The sequence below is a fragment of the Nonomuraea sp. NPDC049028 genome, assembly GCF_043197735.1.
Taxonomy (GTDB): Bacteria; Actinomycetota; Actinomycetes; order Streptosporangiales; family Streptosporangiaceae; genus Nonomuraea.
Window position 1 is genome coordinate 180,957 of sequence record NZ_JBICTR010000017.1, and the last position, 18,685, is coordinate 199,641.

The following is an 18,685-nucleotide window of genomic DNA, read 5'->3' on the forward strand; positions in this document are numbered from 1 at the left end:
TGCAGGCCCTGCCCCAATCGGTCCGAGCTAACCATCCCGGCGGTCGAAGGTCAGGTACAGCTCGGAAGGGCTGCCGAAGGGCTCGCCGGCCTGGCGCGGGATGTCGGCGCCCGCTTCGAGGCGGAAGTTCGTCGCCTGCTTGAGCAACTCCTCGAAGGCGATCGCGAGCTGGATCCGGGCGAAGTTCTGGCCGATGCAGCGGTGCACCCCGGCGCCGAACGCCAGGTGCGGGTTGATCCGCCGGTCGAAGACCAGCTCGTCGGGCCGGTCGAAGCGCTCGGCATCGCGGTTGGCCGAGTAGAACTGCAGGACGACCCGGTCCCCCGCCTTCAACGGGGTGCCGGCCAGCTCGGTGTCCTGAGTCACCGTACGGGCCATGAACGCCACGGTCGTCTCGAAGCGCAGGAACTCGTCCATCGGACCGCGCCACCAGTCCGGGCTGCGCAGGATCGGCTCGATGTCCGTGCGCGTGGCCAGATGGTAGGCGATGTTGACGATCACGCCGCGCGTGGTGTCCAGGCCGCCGAGCAGCAGCGTGGTGACGATCGCCACCTGCTCCTCTGCCGTCAGGGGCCGCCCGTCGACGCTCGCCCTGGCCAGGGCGCTGAGGACGTTCTCGTGCTCCGAGGCCGGCCGGTCGCCGGCCTCGGCTATCGCCTCCATCGCGAGCAGGGCGACCGCTTCGAACGTCTCGGGCGTGCTCTCTATGGCGCACCGCTTGACCGCCGCCACCCCCCGGCGCATCAGCTCCATGTTGTCGGTGGCGAAGACGACACGGGCCAGCGACCCGGCGCTGAAGGGCACGGAGTAGTCACGGACCATCTCCACGCGGCCCTTGTCGATGAACGCCGCGATGGCGTCCCGGGCGATCTCCCGCATCTGCTCGGCGTACCGGAGCAGGAACGAGCGGGAGAAGTACGCCTCGAGGAACTTGCGGTATCGACGGTGGTCCGGCGGGTCGACGTCCAGCGGAATGAGCCGGACCGGCACGCCACGCACGCCCGGCTGCGCCGAACTGAAGATCGCCGGTCGCAGGCACACCGTGCGGACGTCCTCGTAGCGGGTGACCATGTAGTAGCCGCCGTCGGTGCGCGTGTGCACGACCGGGCATTCCCTGCGTGCGATGGCCAGCGCGTCGAGCAGGTGTTCGCGCTGGTCGTCGGCGAACAAGTCGACGTTCGCCAGGATGTCCGCGGCCGGTGTGTCCATCTGTCCTCCATTCCGAGAAGACCTCACAACCGTCATTTGACCTCGCCGCGGCTGTTTGCCCAAAGGACCGACCAAAGGGACGCAAGGGACAGAGGGCGCACGTCACATTTCGATAACCTGAAGTATCAGGCACCACCAAGGATGCATCCTCTCTTTGGAGGGACTATGCCCGATATCGCGATGCTCTCGGATGCCCCGGCCAATTGGCGCGGAGATCTACTCCAGTTTCGCCGCTACGTCGACCCCCTCGTTTCGATCATCACCAATCCCGACACCGAGACGCCTTTCACGATCGGCATTTACGGCGCGTGGGGAAGTGGGAAATCGACCCTGCTCCAAATGGTCGACAGGCGCTTACTCGATCGGCATGGCGAGGAGATCGTCCGGGTGCGTTTCAACCCCTGGGTGCACCGCCGCGAGCCGGAGATGCTGCTTCCCCTACTGAACGCGCTCCACGCCGAGCTCGACCAGGACCCCGAGCACCGCTTCGCCGGCACGGTCCGCCGGTTGGGCACGATCATGGCGAAGCTGGCCGCCGACGAGATGCTGAAGAGGCTCACCCTGAGCTCCGTGAGCGTGGAGAAGATCGACAAGCTGGCCCAGCAGTACGCCGCGATGCGCGGCCAGGTCGACAGCCAGGCCGGCCGCCTGCGCGGGCTGCTGCAGCAGGAGGCCGACCGCCTGGCCGCGCAGGGCAAGAAGATCGTCTTCTTCGTCGACGACCTCGACAGGTGTGAGCCCGACCAGATCATCGACCTGCTGGAGTCGATCAAGCTCTTCCTCGACCTGAAGCACGTCTTCGTGGTGATCGCCCTGGCCAAGGACGTGGTCGACCGCGGGGTCCTGGTGAAGTACCAGCCGTTCGGCTTCGCCGACCAGGCGGCCATCAGCGACGACTACCTGGACAAGATGATCCAGCTCCCGCTGCACCTCTACCCGCTCGGCCCCGCGGAGGTGGGCCGGTTCATCCGCGAATCGCGTCCGGGAGAGCTGGCCAGGAAACACGTCGGCACGCTGGAGAGGATCCTCACGCCCAATCCCCGGAAGATCAAACGCGTGCTCAACCTGCTACGGGTGACGGAGGCCATCATCGAGGGCACCCCCGGCCTCGCGGACCTGAGCACCGACCTGGTCGTCCGCCTGGTGGTGCTGCGGGTGCAGAGCCCGGAGCTGTTCGCGAGCGTGCTCCGGCAGCCGGCGTTGCTGGTGGCGCTGGAGCTCGTCCACCAGGACAAGCTGGCGGCCGACGTACTCCAGGGTTTCCAGACGCGGTTCAAGACGCGGGCGGAGGCGCTGCAGAAGCTGACCCTGACCTTTCGCGGCAAGCACGACTTCCTGGCGCCGGTCTTCGCCGACTCCGCCTTCGAGGCCGCGGCGGACGACCTGCCCGTCTACCTGACGATGATCGGCGGGTGAGACATGTCCGACGACCTGCGCTACGACTTGTACGGTCTGCCCGCCGGAAATCCCTACGCCGCCCGCCCGCTGGATCCCCTCGCGCTGCCGGCCGATCGCGAACTCGTCCTCGAACTGGCCGGCTTCATCCGGCACGAGGTCATCGAGGCGGCGGTCAAAGAGGCGATCAGCAAAGGGAGACCGGCCTTCTTCCTGATCACGGGAGTGGGCAACAGCGGGCGGACGTCGCTGGCCAACCATGCGATGTACCTGTACCAGCAGGCCGCCGCATCGCTCCTGCCGCCCGGCTTCACCTTCGTGACGCATCGCGCGGAGCGCGGTGACATGACGCACGACGCGTACGCGGTTCTGTGCTCCACCCTGCTCTCGTTGCGCAACAAGATGAACGCCCAAGGCATCGACATCCCGCCCGCGCTGCGCGCCCATTTCAGCACGTTGAGCGAAAGGGGCGCGGCCAACCCCATGAACGAGTACGACCTGCAGGAGATCGCGGAATTCACCGCGACGACGTTCGCCGGCCGCAACGCCGGCTTCGGCATCCGGTACGAGGGCGTGCCCGCCAAGGAGCTCATCACCCAGGCCCAGAAGGTGTTCGAGAACACCAGCACCGTCGTGGTCTTCGTCATCGACAGTTACCAGCACGCGAACACCGTCCAGATCACCGAGGCGGACCGGCAGGCGTTCGCGGAGCGCGGGCACGTCTTCGACCTCGACACGCTGACTCCGGAGCAGATCGCGGCACTGGCGGAATTCCGGTGGAAGGGCCACCCGCCCGCGCCCTTCGACGAGCAGGGCGTGAAGAACGTCTTCAGCAAGCGCCCGTACACGATCGGGCAGGCCATCCAACACCTCGAAGTGCTCCTCGACCTGCGGCTCAGCGAGTACGAGAGCGACGAGCCATGGCCGGCCGCCGAGGACCTGCGCATACACGAGCGCTGGGTGCGGCTCAAGATATGGCAGCGCGACAGATGGAACAGGCTGAGAGGCTTCCATGGCTGAATACCCCGCGCGCAATCCCTTTCCGGCCCGCGGCATCTCCAGCGCCGAGGAGACCTCCCTCGCCGAGTTCCTGCGCGACTGGGCCCGGCGCACCCCCACCGCGATCCTGCCCGGCGTGCGCGAGGCCCAGCGCTGGGCCACGGACTACCTGCGCGGGTTCGGGGACGACCGGGCGCACGACGGCGGTCTCGCCTGCCTGTACGGCGCCCACGGGGTGGGCAAGACGCACGCGGCCCGTCACATGATGGCCTTCGTCAACGACGCCGACCCTCGGGCGGTCCAGCTCTACCTGCGCTTCCAGGAGGACGACTTCGTCGCCGAGTACCGCCGCCTGGTCTCCCAGCTGCCGCAGGACCTGCTCACGGACCTGAGCCTGCGCTACCTGGGCGCGCTCGCGGGTGACCGGGCCGGACACGCCGACGGCCCGGCCAGCAGGGGCGCGGTCCTGTCCGTGGTCGGGGACGATCCCGGCCGGGTGTACGACCTGTTCGGCACGCATCAGGTCGAGGCCGGCGAGGTGCTGGAGGAGCAGGCCAAGGAGATCGCCGCCGTGGCGGGCAGCGGGCCCGAGTTCCAGCGGGCGCTGTCGTTCCTGCTGCGCCCCGAGTTCTCCGGCGTGGCCTACGACTGGCTGTGCGGCCGTCCGATCAGCCCCGACGCCTCCCGCGCGCTCGGCGTCAGCGGCCAGATCGACGACCCCCTGACCTGCCGGTACGGCCTGCAACTGCTGACCAGGCTGGTGACCAGGGGCGGGCGGCCGTTCGTGCTGGTGCTCGACCAGTGCGAGAAGTTCCTACCGGAGGGCCGGAGTTCGTTGACCGCGAACATCGGGTTGCTGCAGAGCCTGGTCGAGGTGATCCCGCAGGCGGCCGGGCTGCTGCTCCTGGTGTCCAACGACGCGGCGTGGGAGCGCGTACCGCCCGATCTGCACCAGCGCATCGGCACCGGCGCCTGCCACATGCTGCCGCTCACCCCCGACGAGGCCCGGCTGGTGCTCGGCGCGTACATCGGCGCCGCCCGCCCGGGGTACGACGACGCGGCCATCTGGCCCTTCACCGAGAGCGCGCTGCTCGAACTCCTGCGCCACAGCGGCGGCAACCTCCGCCTGCTGCTCCAGCTCAGCTGGGCGAGCTTTGAAGTCGCGGGGCCGCTGTCGGTCATCGACGCCGAGCTGGTCACGAGCGCGTCCGCCCGCCACAGTCACTCCCCCGGCCTCGCCGAGCTGGCCATGCTCGTCGAGACCCGCCTGCTCGCCGCCGGGCTCACCATCGAGCGAACGGAGACGGGTGACGGCGGCGTCTCCTTCCACCTGCCTGATCGCCGTGAGCCGCGCGCCCTGGTCAAGCTGTCCGAGGCCGTCTTCTTCGACGACGAGGTCGCCAACGCCGTCCAGACGGTCACCCAGACCAGACACCTGCGGGCCGGCGGCCAGCCGGTCTTCACCGCGCTGCTCGCCACGGGCTACGTCAGCCCTCCGGTGCTGGCCGGCCTGCGCGGCGCGGTGCACGTGGTGCTGGTGGCCGACGGCTCCCCCGGCTTCCCGGGCCAGCTGGACGAACTGGTCGAGCGCATCGCCGCCATGCCGCTCAAGGACGAGGAGCCGGCCGCCTTCGACGACGCCATGCGCGCGATCGTGGAGCACCTGGAAGAGCTGAACTCCGAGCGCCGCGCCGAGATGATGATCCTCAACCGCAACCTCACCGCCGTGAGCGACCGGCTCGAACACCAGAACCTCACCGCCGAGAGCGAGCGGCTCGACCGCCAGGCGCCGAAAGAGTGGCCGCCCAAGCGCGCGGAGCTGGCAGGACGCATCGCCGAGGCCAGAGCCGCGCGGACCGCCGCGGACTGGGCGGAGTTCCGCCAGGCCCGGGCGGAGGTGGTCCGCGAACGCTCCTCGCGGCTCAGGATGCTGGCCGCCGCCGTCGCCGTGGCAGTCGTCACGACAGCCGTGGCGCTCGCCACCGTCTCCCTCGTGCCGATCCAGCTCACGGTGACCCTGTTCGCGGGCACCGCCGTCGCGGCGACCGCCGCCTGGTTCCTGTGGCGGAGGTTCGCCGCCTCCGACGTACGCCGGGCGAACGCGCCGCTCGGCTCCCGGCGCGACCTCGACCAGCTCGCCCGTGAGCTGCGTGGATCCGCCGATCCGCACTCCGCCGACCCCGTCGGCCGCTACGCCTACGCGCTCAGCGAGGACCCCGACGGCGGATACCAGGTGCTGACAGAGGCCATGCTGGTGGAGCCGCTGGCGCTCGTACGACAGACCATAGGGCGGCGGCTGGCCGTCTCCGAGCGCTCGCCCGCCGACTGCGTGGCGGAGGTCCAGCGCGGGCTCCGTGAACGGATCCCCGAGGTGCTGCTGCTCCTGGCCCGCGGGCAGCGGCGCGCCGAGTCGGACCGGCCACCGCGCGTGCTCCGTGACCTGCCGCCCGAGCTGCGGGTGCTGGTGGCGATCGCCAATCCAGGCTCACTTGAGCTGGCCGACGGCGCGGTCTCCAAGCATCCCGCCGAAGCGGCCCTGGCGGCCCTCGGGGTACGCGGATCGCGACATCCGCTGGCCCGCGCCTACCGCGACGGTATGGCCGAGATCGTGCCGATCGAGATCCCCTCCAACGAGCTCCGCGCCACCGCCCGCCTGCTTTCTCCCCTGGAACAAGACGGGCTCGGCACCTACGACTGGCTCCCCCTCGTCGCGGAAATCGACGAGCTGTATCTGTTCTTCGAAAAACTGCTCCACCACCAAGAGGAAATACGCTCAAATCTGGGTAAATCTTGACTATCCCTCGAAGCCATGAGAAATAGGGACCAGCTGGAGCGTTTCGCGAAACCCGAACGGCGAGTGTGCTGGGGCACACGACACTTAAGAGGTAGCCGTTGTTAGGAAGCCCTGATTCGGAACCGCTGCTCACCCAGGGGTTCCCGGAATTTCTCGACGTCGACGCGCTGCTGGCCGACGGATGGAAGCCGTTCGCCTTCCAGCAGTTCATCCTGAAGATTCACAGCCGCTGTGATCTTTCCTGCCGCCATTGCTACGTGTACGAGATGGCGGACCAGAGCTGGCGCGATCAGCCCCGCAGGATGTCCGACGCCGTCGCCGACCGCACGATCGAGCGCATCGCCGAGCATGCCGGCCGCCACAACCTGCCCGAGGTGGACATCATCCTGCACGGCGGCGAGCCGCTGCTGGCCGGCCCCGAGCTCATCTCCCGCCTGGTACGCGGCATCCGTGGCGCCGTCGACACCGGCACCCGGGTCAACGTCAACATCCAGACCAACGGCGTACGGCTCGACGAATCGTTCCTGCGGCTGTTCGAATCGCTGGAGATCCGCGTCGGCGTGAGCGTCGACGGCGACGAGGAGAGCCACGACCGGCACCGCCGGTTCGCCGACGGCCGGGGCAGCCATGCCCTGGTCAGCGCGTCGCTGCGCCGGCTGACCGAGGGGCCGTACCACCGCCTGTTCAGCGGTCTCCTGTGCACGGTGGACGTGCGGAACGACCCGGTGCGCACCTATGAGGCGCTGCTGGAGTTCGACCCACCGGCGATCGACTTCCTGCTGCCCCACGGCAACTGGCCGGCCCCGCCGCCCTTCCGCGACCCGGACTCGGCGGCGACGCCGTACGCCGACTGGCTGATCCAGATCTTCGACCGGTGGTACGAGAGCCCGGTGCTGCAGACCGAAATCCGGATGTTCCAGGAGATCCTGCGCCTGCTGCTCGGCAGTCCTTCGCGGGCGGAGACGGTGGGGCTGTCCCCGGTGCGCATGGTGGTGATCGAGACCGACGGCCGCATCCAGCAGTCGGACATCCTGAAGAGCGCCTACCCCGGCGCCCCTCAAACCCCGCTGCACGTGCTCAGAGACCCGCTCGACCGGGCGCTGCTGCACCCGTCGATCGTCGCGCGGCAGATCGGCGAGCTGGCGCTGTCCCCTGCCTGCCGCAGCTGCGAGATCGTCTCCACCTGCGGGGGCGGGCTCTACGCGCACCGCTACAGCCAGGACACCGGCTTCGCGACTCCCTCCGTCTACTGCCCTGACCTGTACCGGCTGATCACGTACATCGCCGAGCGGTGCGCCCGCGACATGGCGCGGCTCCGCGGAGCGGGCTGACCCGGCCGAATTAGATGGGTGGCGGGTCGAAGTCGCAGTTGAGCCGCTCACCGGCGAGCGCCGCGAGCGTATCGGGATGGTCACGTCCCACGATCAGGTCGAAGCGCCTCATCGTCTCCTCGTGCAGCCGCGCGGCTTCGTCCTCCGCGCCCGTCGCCCGCAGGTCCAGGCTCAGATTGGCGGCGCAGACGAGGCTGAGGTAGTGGTCGGGGGTGAAGTGCGTCTGGATCCGCTGGTAGTTCTCCTCGCCGAGCCGCCGGGCCTGGTCGAACTCGCCGAGCGCGGCCAGGTCGTTCTGCAGGTTGATGCCGCAGGTCACCGTGTAGTCGTGATCGCGGCCGAGCCGCTCGGTGAGACCGTTCAGGGCGTTCTGATCGAACTCCCGCGCCTTGGCGGCGTCGCCGCCGAGACGCGCCAGCAGCGCCAGATTGATCCTGCTCGCCTGGGTGAACGGGTGGTCCTCCCCGAACACCTGGGGGTAGTACTCCAGCGCGCGATCCACCATCGCCTGGGCCTCATCGAGCTCACCGAAGGCGCGCAGGGCGTTGGACAGGCCGAGGGCGGCGGCCATCGTGTCGGCGTGCACGTCTCCGTACAGTCGCCGCAGCCGCGTGTAGGTGTCCCGCATCAGCTCCAGGGCTTCGCCCAGCCGGCCGGTCCGGCGCTGACTGATGGCGAGGTCCTTGGCCGCGAGCAGGGTGGCGGGGTGGTCTTCGCCCAGCTGCGCCACGCCGTACCGGTAGGCCTCCTCGGCCATGTCGGTCCCCACGTGGAACTGGCCGTTCAGCCGCACCGCCCGGCTCAGGTTGCTCCAGGTCTGCAGCAGGAGGCGCCTGCCGCTCCCCTCCGCGCCGCTCATGTAGAGGTAGGCGGACTGGAGGATCTTCTGCGCCTCGCCGTATTCGCTGGTCAGGGCGTAGTCGAGAGCCAGGTTGTTACGGGCGCGCAGCGTCCGGATGTCGTTGTCGCCGTACAGTCGCTCGTACGCCTCGCGGACCTCCGCGTCGACGTCGCGCGCCCGCAGGAAGTCGCCGCGGCCACGGAGCGAGGTGGCGTAGCCGTTCATCGCCCACAGCGTTTCCGGTTGCTCGTGGCCCAGGGCTTCCCGCATCAGCTCCAAGGCCCTCGTGTCGATCTCGTACGCCTCGGGATAGAGGGTCAGCGCCAGCTTGATGTTGCCCAGGTGGATCTGGGCCACCAGCACGTCCTGGTGCCGCGCGCCGCTTTGCTCTGTCCACTTCTCGATGTATTCGCCGAGCAGTGCCTGCGCCTGTTTGTAGCTACCGCGTACGTAGAGATAACGCACGAGGTCGATCGCGAACTTACGGACGTTCGGCTCGACGCAGTTGATCAGCCCCGACGGCTCCAGGTGGGCGGCCAGCTCCTCGAAACTGGGCCATTTGGTCTCGTCGTCCGGGTCGCTCGGCGCGCTGCCGGCCAAGAGCAGGTGCACCTCGTGGCGGAGCTCGCCGCGGTCCTTCTCCGGCGTCTCGTCGCGGAGCAGGGCCTGGTTGAGCCGGTGGACCTGGAGGGTGCGGGCGGCGGGCTCGACCTTGACCAGCGCGTAACGTTCCAAATTACTCAGCGCGTTGGTCAGCAGGATGGCGTCGGACAGGATGGGCGCCAGCCGCGGCCCGACCAGCCGGTTTCCGCGGCGGAACACGTCGCGCGGGATGGGCTCGGGGCCGAAGAAGGCGCAGCAGCGCAGGAGCTCGACCGCCTCGGGAACCCGGTCTTCGAGCTGCGAGACCGACAGCTGCCACGCGGCGGTCATGGACTGCGGGTAGGTCGGCGCCTTCTCCAGGCTGAGCAGCCGGCCAGTCTGCTCCTCCAGCAGCGAGACGTACTCGTCCACCGGCATCAGGGTGCGGGCCAGCAGGGCGGCGGCCTGCTCCAGCGCCAGCGGGAGGTCGCCGAGCTTCTCGGCCAGCAGGGCGGCCCCGGCCTCGCTCACCGCCCCGCCGAGGCGCTTGCGGAGGAACTCCACGCTCTCCTCGCGCCTGAAGACGTCCACCTGAATGGTGGGCTCATGGTCGCTCCAGCGCGAGTTGCGCGAGGTGATGAGGACGTGGCCGGGTCCCCTGGGGATGAAGTCCTTGATGTAGTCGGGCTCTTCGGCGTTGTCGAAGATCACCAGCCAGCTCCGGTACGGGACGCCGCTCTGCAGCGTACGCAGCACCGCCTGGGTGGCCTGCTCCGCACCGGTCGCGGGCGGGAGTCCGAGCACCTGGCCCATCGCGGCCAGCGACGATGGGACCAGCACCGGCTGGTCCGCGGAGATCCACCAGACCAGGTCGTAATGGGCGCGGTACTGCCAGGCGTACTCGATGGCCAGCTGCGTCTTGCCGACGCCGCCGAGCCCCTGGAGGGCCTGGGGCTGCGCCACGACGGCGGTGACCGTGTTGATGCTCTTCCTGAGCACGCTGAGCAGGTCCGCGCGGCCGGTGAAGTTCGGATTACGCTTGGGGACCCTTTCCCAGATCTTCGGCCCCTGCGGCACCATGGAGTGTGAATTTTCCGTCACGTCAACCTCCGCCCCAGACGCCGGTAATCATATGTCTCATCCTAGAGCTTGATTAGTCCATCCCTTTATAACAGAATGAAGAAATACGGAAGAAGTCGGACCGGCCTCGGCCGGGCTGACACACTCACGCTCATAAGCGCCTGTACATCATTTGACATTCGGATGGCCCGAAATGGACGGGGAGTGCACATGCGTGATGGGCAGTACAGATCCCGCCTCCTGATCGACGACACCACCGCTTCCCTGCGGCACGTGCCGGAAATGGAGAGCGCCGCCCTGCGAGCAGCGGTGGCATCCTGCCAGAGCGACAAGAAGGAGCCGGGAGCGGGCTTCTCCAACTCAATTTAAGACATACTCCGCATTTCTCAGCAGCAAGGCGGAAATCGGGCGTGCAAGGTGCGCCCGAAGAGTGCCTCATCCAGCCGGATGGGCGCGCGCCCGCGCGCGCATGCGAAGAATTCGCCCACCTTGACCGTCACGGAGGAAATGTGCGGTGAAACGCGGCTGCGGATAGGAACGACATGGGCACTTCCGGTATGGACGCACGGCAGGCGGCGCCGGGACCATACAGGGGGTTACGCGCCTTTCGCGCTGAAGATCGGCATGGATTCTTCGGACGCGACGCGGAGTCTCGCGTTATTTGCCAGCTTTGGCAGAGCCAACGGCTGACTGTCCTGTACGGCGCTTCGGGGAGCGGGAAGACCTCCCTCATCCAGGCAGGTGTGATCCCGCTCCTCAGCCCGAACCGGACCGACGTCCTCCCTCTCGGCCGGGTGTCCTACGGGTCGTGCTTTCCGCAGGCCGCGCTTCCCGCCCACGATCCGTACGTCCTCGCCCTGCTGATGTCGTGGTCCCCCATGGCCACGCCCACCCGGCTGGCGAGCATGACGATCCCCGCGTTCCTGCGGGCCCGGCCGGTCAAACGCGACACCTACGGCGATCCGACCCTCACCATGGTGGCCATCGACCAGGTCGAAGAGCTTTTCGCCACCGGCCGCCGACGCCACCCCTACCGGGACTGGTTCTTCGGGCAGCTCGGGGAGGCGCTCCACGCGGATCCCGGCCTCCGGCTGCTGCTGTCGATCCGCGCGGACCGGTTGCGGGACCTGCTGCCGTACGAGCGGGAGCTGGCCGGCTCCGACCGGGAACGCTTCCCGCTGGAGGCACTGGACCAGGCGGGCGCGCTGGAGGCGGTGACCAGGCCGATCGAGGGCACCGGGCACGTGTTCGCCCCTGGGGTGGCCGAGCAGATCGTCCGAGACCTCATCCAGATCAGGGGGCGCTCGAACCCCGCGCAGCAGGCAGAGGGCGTGGACCCGGTCCATCTCCAGGTGGTGTGCGAGGCGCTGTGGAACGCGCTGCCCGCCGAGGCCACGAAGATCACCGCCACCGAGGCCAGCCTGTACGCCGACAAGACGCTCTCCGAGCACTACCACCGGGTGATCGGGGAGATCGCGGCCGAGCGGCTCAACGGTGACGAGCACCGGCTGCGGACGTGGTTACGGCTGGCGTTCGCCGACCGATCGGGGAGCCGGCAGCCCGTCCGTCAGAGCGCGATCCGGCTGGCCGGGATCAGCAGGGCCACCGTCGCCCTGCTGGTGACCCGGCATCTCCTCCGGGCCGACCAGCACATGGGCGAGAGCTCGTACGAGCTGGCGTACGACCGCCTCCTACAGGCGCCCGCGCAGGAGGACTACCGGCCCCGCGCCTACCCGGACCGGCTGCCGACCGAGGACCATCTCCGCGCGGCCGAGAGCGCCCTGCGCGAAGGCGATCTCGTGCTGGCGGAGCAGCACGGCAAGGAGGGCCTGGCCCGTTCCGAGCAGGACGACCATCGGGTGCGAGCGCAGATCGAGTCGCTGCTGGGCAACATCGCGCTCAAGCGGGGCGAGCTGAGTGACGCCGTCTCCCGCTACAGCGCGGCCGCCAAGAGCTTCGAGACGGCCGGCGAGGTGGCCGCCGTCGGCCCCATGCTCACGGCCATCGGACGGCTGCGGCTCACGCAGGGATCCCCCAACGAGGCCGTACGCCACCTGCGGGCCGCGATGGTGCGCGTGCCCGCCGATCTCACGATCCAGACCGAGCTGGCGTGGGCGCTGTGGCACGGCGGGCATCCGGACGCGGCGGTGGGCGTGCTCAACGACGTACTCGACCGTGAGGGCAACAACGCCGACGCCCTGCTCGGCCGGGGCCAGATGCTGGCCGGCATGGGCCGGGCCCGCGCCGCGCTGCGTGACCTGGACCGGGCCCGGCCGCTGCGGTGGCCGTTCGCCAAGATCGCGCACGCGCTGGCACTCGCCCAGACCGACAGCCTGGAGGAGGCCCAGCAGGAGATGATGGAGGCGCTGGCGGAGGCCGTGGACGATGGGCCGCTGCTGCTTTACGCGGCTCGGGTGGAGGAACTGGCGGGCAAGACCACCTCAGCGGTGGACCTGGCCAAGGCGGCGATCTCCGCGCAGCGGCCCGCGCTGCCCGAGCACATGAAGCAGGACGCTCACCGGCTGGTCGGCGCCCGGTGACGGGCGGGGCGTCTTACCGGTTGGTCGGCGCGCGGTGACGTCAGGCCATGTGGGGCTCGCCGACGAAGTCAGGTAGCGGCGGAGTCAGCCATTTGCGCAACCGGGGCACGATCACAACCGACAGTGCCAGGAGCACCATCGCGCCGAGCAGCAGCATCGAGCCGCCCGTCACCCCGTGCCAGGTGACCAGGAAGGCGCCGAGCGGCGCGGCGAGAGAGAGCGCGCCGTAGGCCGACAGCCGGGAGACGCCGACCACGCGGGCCAGTGTTCCCGGGTCGATTCTGGCGACCTCGACGGCCCTGATCGCCACATTGGTCATCGACCCGCCGATTCCGGTGGTGAAGAAGGCCATGGCGAAGAAGAGCGGCTGCGACCGGAGCACCGACCCCAGCACCGCGAGGAGCATGGCCAGCAGCCAGATCCCCGTGTGGATCAGCAGGGTGAAGCGCAGCGGCCGCTGGAAGAAGGTCATGGTGGCGCCCAGCGCTCCGCCCACTCCGCCGGCCGCCAGTACGAGCCCGATCGTCAGCGACGGCACCCCGTCGGACCCCGCGACGAAAATCATGATGAGCGTGTTGACCATCAGGTTGGTGATGGTGACCAGCATGATCGCGCCCCGCAGAAAGTCCTGCTTCATGAGCACGTGGAACCCCACGGACAGATCGCTCAGCTGCAACGAATGGGTGGGCCGCCGCCCAGAGCCAGGGCTCCCCTTCCAGAACAAAACCAATGAAACGGCGAATAGTACGGCGTTAAGAACAAAAGGGATAAACGCTCCCACTCCAAACAGATATCCACCGAGCGGCCGACCGGCGAGTGAGGCGAGATGGCTGGCCCCCTCGCTCTTGGCCAGCGCGCGCCGCATCATGACCGGCTGGACCAGCGACGGGAGCAACGCCGTCTCCGCCAGGTTGCACATGACCCAGAACGTGCCCTCAAGCAACGCCGCCGCGATGAGATGGAAAAGCGAGGGGCCACCGAAGAGCATCGCGAACGCCACACTCGCCACGGTCACCCAGCGGCCGAACTCCGCCCAGAGCATGATCGAGCGATTGGACATCCTGTCGACCAGAAGCCCACCGGGGATATAGAAGACGAGGATGGGGATGGTCAAAGCGAACCCCGCCCAACCGGCGGCGGCGGGCGATTTGGTCTGCGCGAGAGCGAGGAGCGGGTAGGCGACACCGAGTGTCCGCGTACCTACCGTGGAAATGGTCGAACCAGCCCATACAAGGGCAAATCTGGTCGTCTTCGGTGGGCCCGAGTTGTCGCCCGACAAGCTTTCTGTCCTAGTCAACTCCCCCGCCCTGGCCGGTGGTTCCTGGAGCCCGACCTTAGGGTCACAAGTGGGGATGGCCACGGCGAACAGCCTGCCTCTTATGCATGGATGGAAAGCGCTGTACCAACTCTTGGGGCTTTTAGACCCGTCGGAGTATAGCCCGGCTCCGGTAGGCCCATCAGGGCTTGCGACTACGTGGCAGCGGCACGATTCCCTGTAGGGAATCGTAAAGTCGCAGGCCGCGCTGGACACTGCTACCCATGAGCAACGAACTCGATGTGAAGCAGTGGGCTGACCGTTATATCGCCCAGTGGAACGAGCCCGATCCAGCGACGCGGAGCGCCCTCATCCGCGAACTATGGGCGCCCGACGGGATCCAGGTACTGGTCGACCCGCCCCAGGAGATCCGCGACGCCGCCACGGCGCTCGCCTTTCCCGTGCCGCCCCTGGAGGTCCGGGGTCACGACGCCTTGGACGCCAGGGTGAGCCGTGCCTACGAGATGTTCGTCGAGCCGGGCGAGCACGTCTTCGAGGCTGCCGAGGAGCCGTACTCCCTCATGCCCAACGTGCTCGCCATCCGGTGGTCGATGGTGTCGACCCGGACAGGCGAGGCCGTCGGCGGCGGCCTGGACATCCTGGCTCTGGACGGCGATGGCCGGCTGCGTACCGACCACCAGTTCATCGGAGCGAGCTGATGCGCTTCACCCGGATCGCCCGCACGGAGGACGGCGGATCGGCGTTCGAGGACGGCGAGATCGCGCTCGCCCACCGGCAGATCGCCGAAGGGGTGCCGGCCATGGCGGTCGGCGGGCTGCCATCGAAGGGCGGCGTGCAGTTCGTCCGCAGCGCCGCGTTCGACAGCGCCGCCCATCCGGCGCCGCGCGAGCAGTGGGTGATGATGCTGCGCGGCACGATCGAGGTGACGGTCACGGACGGCACCCGACGCCGCTTCGGCGCGGGCGACCTGGTGCTCGCCGCCGACACGACGGGGCTGGGACACATCACCACCGGCGTCGGCGAGCCGCCGTTCGAGGCCCTGTTCATTCCACTCTGACGTTCATTCCACTCTGACGTTCATCTCACTCTGACGTTCATCTCACTCTGACCGCAGAGTCCTCGGGGATCTACGGGCAGGTCTCCCGGTACGCGACGTCACCCAGGTACCGGCTCCACTCCGCCTCGGTGAGCCGGCGGCCCGCGCGCCCGCACACCAGCGCGGCGACCCGCTCGGTCCCCACGGGAATCTCCAGGATGCCACCGGCGGCCGAGAAGTACAGCGTGCCGCCGTCTGCGCTGAAGGTCAGCGAGTCGACACCCTGGATCGTCCGGGCGTCAAAGGCGCCCCCGAGCCGCCGCCTGTTGGCGGGGTCCCAGAGCTGAACGAGGCCACCACTGGCCGTCGCGAGCACGTCTCCTCTCGGAGAGAACGCCAGGGCGTCCACGGGGCCCGCTGCCTTCGGCAGCATGGGCCGCAGCGCCGTCGGCCCGGATGGGTCCCAGAGCGCGACACGTCCTGTCTCGTCGTAGGAGATGGCCATGAGGCCACGGCTGCTCAAGGCCACGCCCGCCCCGCCGTCGTAGGACGTGTCGTAGGCCTCCCCGACCGGTTTGCCGGTCGCGACGTCCATGAACCTGCCGGAGCCGGTGGCCAGTCTCTTGCCGTCGGGCAGGTACGGGCCGCCGACGCTGGTGGTGAAGCTGTCGTGCAGGACCCGGCCGGTGGCGGCGTCGAGCACGGTCAGCCAGTACTCCAGCGTCTGCCCGTACGGGCCGAGGACGAGCGCGATCGTCCTGCCGTCTGGGCTGAAGGCGGCCTGTAACACTGGGAAGCCGTCGCCGGGATGCTGGGACCGGATCGACCAGATCCGTTTGCGGGTAGCGACATCGACCAGCTCGACCCGGCCGGAATTCGACGCGATGAAGAGTCGTCTGGCCGGCTGGTCGAACGCTGACAAAGCCGACAAGCCCTCTTCGACGGGGAAGCGGGCGACGTCCTTGCGTTCGTGCACGTTCCAGAGCCGGACGTACTCGCTGTCATCGGCGCGGACCGCGGCCCACTGGCTGCCGGGGCTGAGGACAGCGTTGCCCCCCGCCTTGATCGAGGTGGCGCGCGGGGACAGGTCCACGCTGATCACCGAGTCGTCCATCAGGTAGCGCAGCGTGGATCCGTCGAAACCGACGCCGGACAGGTCGCCCTCGGCCTGGTACGTGAGCAGCTCGATGTCGTGGTCGGCGACCTCCCATACCCGGAGCTTCCGGCCCTTGAACGCGGCGAGGTAGCGGCCGTCGGGACTGAAGCGCAGCCGCGGGAAGAAGCCGCCGCAAATGTCACAGGTCCAGTCGCGCTTGTCCCGGCGGCGCCCGGTGGCGGCGTCCAGAAGCACCACGTCGCTGCCCGCACAGGCCAGAGTGGCACCGTCGGACGAGAACGCGGCGACCGAGTGCGCCCCGCGGCAGCCGGGGTAGCGGTGCTCGGGGGCCCAGCCGGGCAGGGCGCGCTCGGCGAAGCTGTCGCCGGTGAGCAGCAGGTGCCTGCCTGTCGGGTCGATCACCGGACCCCACCAGTGCAAGGCGGCCTTCTTACCGAACCTGTGCAAGGCGGCCTTCTTACCGAACTTCCTGCCGGTACGCAGGTCCACCAGGTGGTCGAGATCGTTGTCGAAACTGACGGCGAGGGTGGCCTCGTCCTCGCCGATGTCGATCTGGATCGTCATGTCGCCCGACGGGAAGCTCTCCTTGAACAGCCGCTTGCCGTCGGCGAGGCTCCAGACACCGAGCTCATCGTGGGTGTACACCGCCAGCAGCCGTCCGGTCCTGCTCAGCACCGGATCGGAGAGCTCCTGACCTTTCAGCCCCAGCCCTTTCCAACCACCCGTCCGCTTGTGCGTGCGGACGTCGTACACATTCACACCGCCGCCCTCGCTGACGCTGACCAACGTGCGGCCATGGCCGCTGAGCGTCCGCGTGGCCAGCCCCTTGACCTGCGGATCGTGGAAGACGGCAGTCTCCTGCTGCTGGGCCGAGGCCATCAGCGCGGAGTGGGCCTCGACCTGCGGGGAGACGCGCCAGGCCGCCACGCTGAGCAGCATCGCCAGGACCGGGTCGGTGGTACGCAGCCGGTCCGCCTCGGCCGCCACCTGCTTGGCCGTGACCACGTCACGCTGGTCGGACGCCTGCTGGCGCTGCCACAGCGCCAGGCCGCTCGCCACGAGCGAGACCACCAGCAGCCCGGCCAACCCGGTGGTGGTCAGGGTCCTGCGCCTGGCGCGCTTCTTTGTCAGCGCGGTGCCCGCCTGGAGGAAGTCGCGCTCGCGGGGAGTGAGCGTCACGTGGCGGCGCCCGGTGGCCGCCCAGCTCAGCGCCTGCTCCAGGCGGCTGCCCTGGAGCAGGTCGGCGTCGCGCCTGCCGTTGCCGGTCCAGTGCCGCGCCGCGCTGGTGATCTGGCTCAGTACGGCGAGACCCTCACGGTCCGCGTCCACCCACATGCGCAGCCTGGGCCAGGCCCGCAACAATCCGGGACGCGACAGCGCGACCGACTCGTCATCGGCGGCGACGACGTACGAGAAGGTCCGCAGAATGCGCCGGATGGCGGCGGCCTCGTGCTCGGGACGCCCGCCGAACAGCTCGTCCTGGGAGATCGTCCGGCCGCTCTCCCGACCGTCCTCGTCCACGGCGACCAACCGCAGGAACACCTCGGCGGCCAGCTCACGCTCCTCCGGCCCGAGCGCGCTATAGGCGTCCTCCGCGATGGCGCCCAACGCCGGATCGGCCCCACCCTCCCCCCGCACCCCCTGGGCGGCCCGGCTCCCCTCCGCCAGCAGCTCTGAGGTGTCGGCACCGTTGCCGCTGACCAGCGCGAGCAACAGCTCGTGGGAGGTCGGCCTGGCAGCGGGGTCCTTGCTCATCGCGGCCGAGACCAACGCGGCCACCCGAGGCGGCAACGCGCTCAGATCGGGCTGGTACGACAGCACCCGGTGCATCACGCCACCGAGGTTGTCGGCGTCGAACGGTTCCTGCCCGGTGGCGGCGTACACCATGATCGCCCCCCAGGCGAACACGTCCGCCCGGGTCCTCGCCCGCTGCCCGGTGAACACCTCGGGCGCCATGTAGCTGGGCGTGCCCGACACCTCTCCGGTCTTGGTGAGCGACATGTCCAGCGTCCGCGCGATGCCAAAGTCGATCACCCGCGGCCCATCGGGACCGAGCAGCACATTGTCGGGTTTCAGATCGCGATGGATGACCCCCGCCTCGTGGATCGCCGTCAACGCCGTCGCGACCGCCGTGGCCAGCCGGTGCAGGTCGTCACCGGTGAACCTGCGCCCCTCGCGCACGGCCTGCCGCAGACTCGGCCCCGCCACGTACTCGGAGACGATGTACGGCCTGGGCCCCTCCAGCTCCGCGGTCAGCACCCTGGCCGTACAGAACGAGGCCACCCGACCCGCGGCGGTGGCCTCCTTGGCGAACCGATCCCGGCTGCCGTCGTGGCCGGCCGCGTGCAACATCTTGAGCGCCACCCGCCGCCCATCCGCGTCGTACGCCTCGTAGACGACTCCCTGACCCCCGGAGCCGAGCCGCCCGGCCAGCCAGTAGCCCCCGATGTGCTGCGGATCTCCCCCGCTGAGCGATTCCACGGCG

12 protein-coding genes are annotated in these 18,685 nt (G+C 69.0%); 8 read left to right on the top strand and 4 right to left on the bottom strand.

All coding sequences use genetic code 11. From position 1 onward, the window contains the following. Window positions 1–27: 27 nt before the first annotated feature. Window positions 28–1,209, bottom strand: coding sequence for a cytochrome P450 (locus ACGFJ2_RS51625; RefSeq protein WP_393481369.1), 1,182 nt, complete (start codon window positions 1,207–1,209; stop codon window positions 28–30). 180 nt (window positions 1,210–1,389) lie between these two features. Between ACGFJ2_RS51625 and ACGFJ2_RS51630 the strand changes: the two genes are divergently transcribed. The 4 genes from ACGFJ2_RS51630 (at window position 1,390) to ACGFJ2_RS51645 (ending at window position 7,728) form a co-directional block, all read left to right on the top strand. After that, a complete protein-coding gene (locus tag ACGFJ2_RS51630; protein ID WP_393481507.1) occupies window positions 1,390–2,625 on the top strand; it encodes a P-loop NTPase fold protein in 1,236 nt (411 codons plus the stop codon). A 3-nt stretch (window positions 2,626–2,628) separates the two neighbouring features. After that, window positions 2,629–3,624: a hypothetical protein gene (locus ACGFJ2_RS51635; protein ID WP_358181758.1), complete on the top strand. Its 996-nt coding sequence runs from the start codon at window positions 2,629–2,631 to the stop codon at window positions 3,622–3,624. Beyond that, complete coding sequence (locus tag ACGFJ2_RS51640; RefSeq protein ID WP_393481372.1) at window positions 3,617–6,397, top strand: AAA family ATPase; 2,781 nt, start codon at window positions 3,617–3,619, stop codon at window positions 6,395–6,397. Before ACGFJ2_RS51635 ends, ACGFJ2_RS51640 begins: the two co-directional genes overlap by 8 nt. A 98-nt stretch (window positions 6,398–6,495) precedes the next feature. After that, window positions 6,496–7,728, top strand: a complete 1,233-nt coding sequence (locus ACGFJ2_RS51645; RefSeq protein WP_393481375.1) for an FxsB family cyclophane-forming radical SAM/SPASM peptide maturase — start codon at window positions 6,496–6,498, stop codon at window positions 7,726–7,728. Between the two features lie 10 nt (window positions 7,729–7,738). Here the strand turns inward: ACGFJ2_RS51645 and fxsT are convergent, their stop codons facing one another. Then, window positions 7,739–10,252, bottom strand: a complete 2,514-nt coding sequence (gene fxsT, locus ACGFJ2_RS51650; protein ID WP_393481378.1) for an FxSxx-COOH system tetratricopeptide repeat protein — start codon at window positions 10,250–10,252, stop codon at window positions 7,739–7,741. Between the two features lie 189 nt (window positions 10,253–10,441). Here fxsT and ACGFJ2_RS51655 point away from each other — a divergent pair, with 189 nt between their 5' ends. After that, window positions 10,442–10,600 (top strand): hypothetical protein, encoded by a 159-nt coding sequence (locus ACGFJ2_RS51655; RefSeq protein WP_393481381.1) that lies wholly within the window; start codon window positions 10,442–10,444, stop codon window positions 10,598–10,600. Window positions 10,601–10,788: 188 nt separating this feature from the next. Beyond that, complete coding sequence (locus ACGFJ2_RS51660; protein ID WP_393481510.1) at window positions 10,789–12,771, top strand: tetratricopeptide repeat protein; 1,983 nt, start codon at window positions 10,789–10,791, stop codon at window positions 12,769–12,771. 40 nt (window positions 12,772–12,811) lie between these two features. Here the strand turns inward: ACGFJ2_RS51660 and ACGFJ2_RS51665 are convergent, their stop codons facing one another. Continuing rightward, entirely contained in the window at window positions 12,812–14,302 is a 1,491-nt protein-coding gene (locus ACGFJ2_RS51665; protein WP_358181770.1) for an MFS transporter, read from the bottom strand. A gap of 8 nt (window positions 14,303–14,310) precedes the next feature. On the opposite strand from ACGFJ2_RS51665, the gene ACGFJ2_RS51670 reads away from it, so the two are divergent. Both ACGFJ2_RS51670 and ACGFJ2_RS51675 read left to right on the top strand, forming a co-directional pair. Beyond that, a complete protein-coding gene (locus tag ACGFJ2_RS51670) occupies window positions 14,311–14,745 on the top strand; it encodes a hypothetical protein (protein ID WP_357943270.1) in 435 nt (144 codons plus the stop codon). After that, window positions 14,745–15,104, top strand: a complete 360-nt coding sequence (locus tag ACGFJ2_RS51675) for a hypothetical protein (RefSeq protein ID WP_393481385.1) — start codon at window positions 14,745–14,747, stop codon at window positions 15,102–15,104. The genes ACGFJ2_RS51670 and ACGFJ2_RS51675 overlap by 1 nt, the downstream gene beginning before the upstream one ends. Before the next feature lie 70 nt (window positions 15,105–15,174). Here the strand turns inward: ACGFJ2_RS51675 and ACGFJ2_RS51680 are convergent, their stop codons facing one another. Further along, a complete protein-coding gene (locus tag ACGFJ2_RS51680; RefSeq protein WP_393481388.1) occupies window positions 15,175–18,681 on the bottom strand; it encodes a protein kinase in 3,507 nt (1,168 codons plus the stop codon). Between the last annotated feature and the right edge of the window lie 4 nt (window positions 18,682–18,685).

What these genes read in the sequence shown, in the direction of transcription:
- ACGFJ2_RS51625 (WP_393481369.1), bottom strand. Translation starts at nt 1,209, where the DNA reads ATGGACACACCGGCCGCGGACATCCTGGCGAACGTCGACTTGTTCGCC.
- ACGFJ2_RS51630 (WP_393481507.1), top strand. Translation starts at nt 1,390, where the DNA reads ATGCTCTCGGATGCCCCGGCCAATTGGCGCGGAGATCTACTCCAGTTT.
- ACGFJ2_RS51635 (WP_358181758.1), top strand. Translation starts at nt 2,629, where the DNA reads ATGTCCGACGACCTGCGCTACGACTTGTACGGTCTGCCCGCCGGAAAT.
- ACGFJ2_RS51640 (WP_393481372.1), top strand. Translation starts at nt 3,617, where the DNA reads ATGGCTGAATACCCCGCGCGCAATCCCTTTCCGGCCCGCGGCATCTCC.
- ACGFJ2_RS51655 (WP_393481381.1), top strand. Translation starts at nt 10,442, where the DNA reads ATGCGTGATGGGCAGTACAGATCCCGCCTCCTGATCGACGACACCACC.
- ACGFJ2_RS51660 (WP_393481510.1), top strand. Translation starts at nt 10,789, where the DNA reads ATGGACGCACGGCAGGCGGCGCCGGGACCATACAGGGGGTTACGCGCC.
- ACGFJ2_RS51670 (WP_357943270.1), top strand. Translation starts at nt 14,311, where the DNA reads ATGAGCAACGAACTCGATGTGAAGCAGTGGGCTGACCGTTATATCGCC.
- ACGFJ2_RS51675 (WP_393481385.1), top strand. Translation starts at nt 14,745, where the DNA reads ATGCGCTTCACCCGGATCGCCCGCACGGAGGACGGCGGATCGGCGTTC.